This is a genomic window from Streptomyces sp. NPDC059524, from assembly GCF_042749255.1.
Taxonomy (GTDB): domain Bacteria; phylum Actinomycetota; class Actinomycetes; order Streptomycetales; family Streptomycetaceae; genus Streptomyces; species Streptomyces xanthii.
Genome location: NZ_JBHYTK010000293.1, coordinates 1 through 3,414, shown reverse-complemented (window position 1 = coordinate 3,414; position 3,414 = coordinate 1). Strand labels below are relative to the sequence as shown.

Below are 3,414 nucleotides of genomic sequence, written 5' to 3'. Positions count from 1 at the left end.
TCCCCGACGTGGGAAGGCCGCCCTCCGGGCGTTGGTGCGTACGGGCGCGCGCTCAGTGACCGGCGGCCGGGCTCTCGCTCTCCGAGCCCGCGGGGGAGCCGGACGCCGACTGGGACGGCGTGGCCTCGCCGGACGGCGACTGCTTGCCGGCCGGGGAGGAGGCGGGCGCGGACGGCGTCGCCGGGATCTCGCTCGGGCCCCACTTCTCGAAGTAGGACTCGGCCGGCACCACGAACGCCTTGAGCTTCACGTCACCGGCGCCGCTGAAGCGGAAGGTGACGGCCTGCGCGTTGCCGTCCAGGACCGCGGTGCGGCTGTTGGGCAGCTCGGCGGTGGCGTTGCCCTCGCCGCCGAGGACGACGGAGCCGCCGGCCGGGACGGTGATCTTCGAGCCGCCCTTGGCGCCCGTCAGCTTCGCGGTCTTGCCGACGCCGTCGACGGTGATCGCGTCGAGGGTCTGCGCCGTCTTGCCGTTGTTGAAGAGCGTGGCGGCGACGACGGCCGGGCCCTGCGACTTCAGGTCGGGCTGCGTGATGACGGTCGCGTTCTGGACCTTGATGTCACCGACCGTGACCGCGGCGTTGTCGGGCTTGACCTGGAGCGTCTGAGCGTTGTTGCCGGCGCCGCACGCGGCGAGCGAGGCGATCGAGAACGCGATGGCGGCGGCGGCGAGGGCGCCGCGTCGAAGGCTGCTGCTCACGGCGGCGGCAACTCCTTGAACGTGGGCGGACGGGGTGGTGCGGGCGGCGCCGTGCCTCGGGTGAGACAGGGAGGTAAAGCCGCCCTAAGGGTCTGTCAGCGGCCTTAGGTTACCGAGCCGCCCGGCGCCCGCCGCACCCGACCCGCCCCTACGTCGCCCCGGACCCCTCCCGGCCCCGGCGGAACACCCCGTGTTCCCCGCACGCCGCACCGTCACCAATGGCATCAGCCGGCATCAGGACATCCCCCGTTCACCATTCGCATATCCGCAGTCCAGAGGCCCGCGCGGATTTCCCGCAATGAATGCGCACCGGTCAGGAAAAACGATCACCCGGTCCGGTGAATCCAGGTGATCAATTCCGGATTCGGCTCGAACGGACCTCATGGGCCGCGAACGGAGTAGCGGAAGATCGACGCTTCGAAGCGTGCAAAATGGGACGTACGACACATGGACGGCCTGTTCGGCGGCCCGTGACGGGCGTGTTTCGGCTCCGCCGGACAGTGGCTCCCACCTGCGAATACCGCCCTCCGGAGCCCCTCCGCAGCACGTTCCGGTTGTGGTTGTCAAGCCCCGAGATATGCCCTGACCTGCGAAAACGCCATTCAGAACCCGCAGTTTCCGTGTTACCCTGGATAGCCACGGAAGGGGTACCTGTCACATGACGTTCAAGGTTGGCGACACCGTGGTCTATCCCCATCACGGGGCCGCGCTGATCGAGGCTATCGAAACTCGTCAGATCAAAGGCGTGGACAAGACCTACTTGGTGCTGAAGGTCGCCCAGGGCGACCTGACGGTACGTGTGCCAGCGGACAATGCGGAGTTCGTCGGCGTGCGTGATGTGGTCGGTCAGGACGGTCTCGACCGGGTCTTCGAGGTGCTGCGCGCGCCGTACGCCGAGGAGCCCACGAACTGGTCGCGCCGTTACAAGGCAAACCTGGAGAAGCTCGCCTCCGGCGATGTCATCAAGGTCGCGGAGGTTGTGCGTGACCTGTGGCGTCGGGAGCGTGAGCGCGGTCTGTCCGCGGGTGAGAAGCGCATGCTCGCCAAGGCTCGCCAGATCCTGGTGAGCGAGCTCGCGCTCGCGGAGAACACGAACGAGGACAAGGCCGAGGCCCTGCTCGACGAGGTCCTGGCGTCCTGACGCGCGCCGTAGCCGCGTAGCGAAAACATGCCGTGGTGCCCGATGACCCTGATGGTGTCGCCGGGCGCTGCGGCATGTTTCGTACCCGAAACACCCCCCGCATCCCCACACCGCCGACCTCGGCGTCCTGGCGTGCCGGGCCCGGGCAGCTGGCTCGACCAGTGTCACGGAAGGGTCCGGTCAAGGCGTCGCGCCCGGCACGATGTGGCCATACCCACCACCCCCGAGCGTACAAACCTGAACGGAAGCGATGTCTGACGAAACGCGTCCCGTCGCCGGTGGCGCACGTACCGCGGCCGTGATCCCGGCCGCCGGCCGGGGCGTCCGCCTCGGCCCGGGCGCCCCCAAGGCGCTCCGCGCGCTCAACGGCACCCCGATGCTCATCCACGCCGTCCGCGCCATGGCCGCCTCCCGCGCCGTCTCCCTCGTCGTGGTCGTCGCACCGCCCGAGGGCGCGGCCGAGGTGAAGAGCCTCCTCGCCGACCACGCCCTGCCCGAGCGCACGGACTTCCTCGTCGTGCCCGGCGGCGACACCCGCCAGGAGTCCGTGAAGCTCGGCCTCGACGCGCTGCCGGACGGCATCGACATCGTGCTCGTGCACGACGCCGCCCGCCCGCTCGTCCCCGTCGACACCGTCGACGCGGTCATCGAGGCGGTACGGGACGGCGCCCCGGCCGTCGTGCCGGCGCTGCCCCTCGCCGACACGGTCAAGGAGGTCGTCCCCTCCACCGACGGCTCGCCCGAGCCCGTCGTCGCCACGCCCGCCCGGGCCCGGCTGCGCGCCGTGCAGACGCCGCAGGGCTTCGACCACGCCACCCTCGTCCGCGCCCACGAGACCGTCACCGACGACGTCACCGACGACGCGAGCATGGTCGAGAAGCTCGGCGCGCAGGTCGTGCTGGTGCCCGGCCACGAAGAGGCGTTCAAGGTGACCCGGCCCCTCGACCTCGTCCTCGCCGAGGCCGTACTCGCCCGCAGGAGGGCCAACGATGGCTTCTGAGCTCCCCGTGGTCCTGCCGCAGGTCGGCATCGGAACCGACATCCACGCCTTCGAAGAGGGCCGCGAACTGTGGTGCGCCGGCCTGAAGTGGGAAGGGGAGGGGCCCGGGCTCGCCGGACACTCCGACGCCGACGTCGTCGCGCACGCGGCGTGCAACGCGCTGTTCTCCGCCGCCGGGCTCGGCGACCTGGGGCAGCACTTCGGCACGTCCCGTCCCGAGTGGGCCGGGGCGTCCGGACTCACGCTGCTCACGGAGGCGGCGCGGATCGTCCGTGACGCGGGGTTCGTCATCGGCAACGTCGCGGTGCAGGTCGTCGGGCCCCGGCCCAAGATCGGCAAGCGGCGGGCCGAGGCGGAGTCGATCCTCTCCGGTGCGGTGGGGGCTCCGGTCGCTGTCTCCGGCGCGACCACGGACGGTCTCGGCTTTCCCGGCCGGGGCGAGGGCCTGATGGCCGTGGCAACGGCCCTGGTGGCGCGGTCCCCGAAGGGGTGACCCTCGCGCGTCGCGGTCCGCGGGTGGGTGGGGGCTGGTCGCGCAGTTCCCCGCGCCCCTGAAATGCAGACCCTTCGGGT

Annotated in this window: 4 protein-coding genes; 3 read left to right on the top strand and 1 reads right to left on the bottom strand. The window is 71.1% G+C overall.

Annotated features, from left to right (window positions below):
- Positions 1–52 precede the first annotated feature (52 nt).
- Entirely contained in the window at positions 53–700 is a 648-nt protein-coding gene (locus tag ACFW9D_RS38180) for a DUF461 domain-containing protein (protein WP_384630067.1), read from the bottom strand.
- 658 nt (positions 701–1,358) lie between these two features.
- Between ACFW9D_RS38180 and ACFW9D_RS38175 the strand changes: the two genes are divergently transcribed.
- The 3 genes from ACFW9D_RS38175 to ispF all read left to right on the top strand — a co-directional run bounded on the left by ACFW9D_RS38175 (position 1,359) and on the right by ispF (position 3,334).
- A complete protein-coding gene (locus tag ACFW9D_RS38175) occupies positions 1,359–1,841 on the top strand; it encodes a CarD family transcriptional regulator (RefSeq protein ID WP_003953493.1) in 483 nt (160 codons plus the stop codon).
- A 250-nt stretch (positions 1,842–2,091) separates the two neighbouring features.
- Positions 2,092–2,841 (top strand): 2-C-methyl-D-erythritol 4-phosphate cytidylyltransferase, encoded by a 750-nt coding sequence (gene ispD / locus ACFW9D_RS38170; protein WP_188337693.1) that lies wholly within the window; start codon positions 2,092–2,094, stop codon positions 2,839–2,841.
- A complete protein-coding gene (ispF, locus tag ACFW9D_RS38165) occupies positions 2,831–3,334 on the top strand; it encodes a 2-C-methyl-D-erythritol 2,4-cyclodiphosphate synthase (RefSeq protein ID WP_384630064.1) in 504 nt (167 codons plus the stop codon). Before ispD ends, ispF begins: the two co-directional genes overlap by 11 nt.
- Positions 3,335–3,414: the final 80 nt, after the last annotated feature.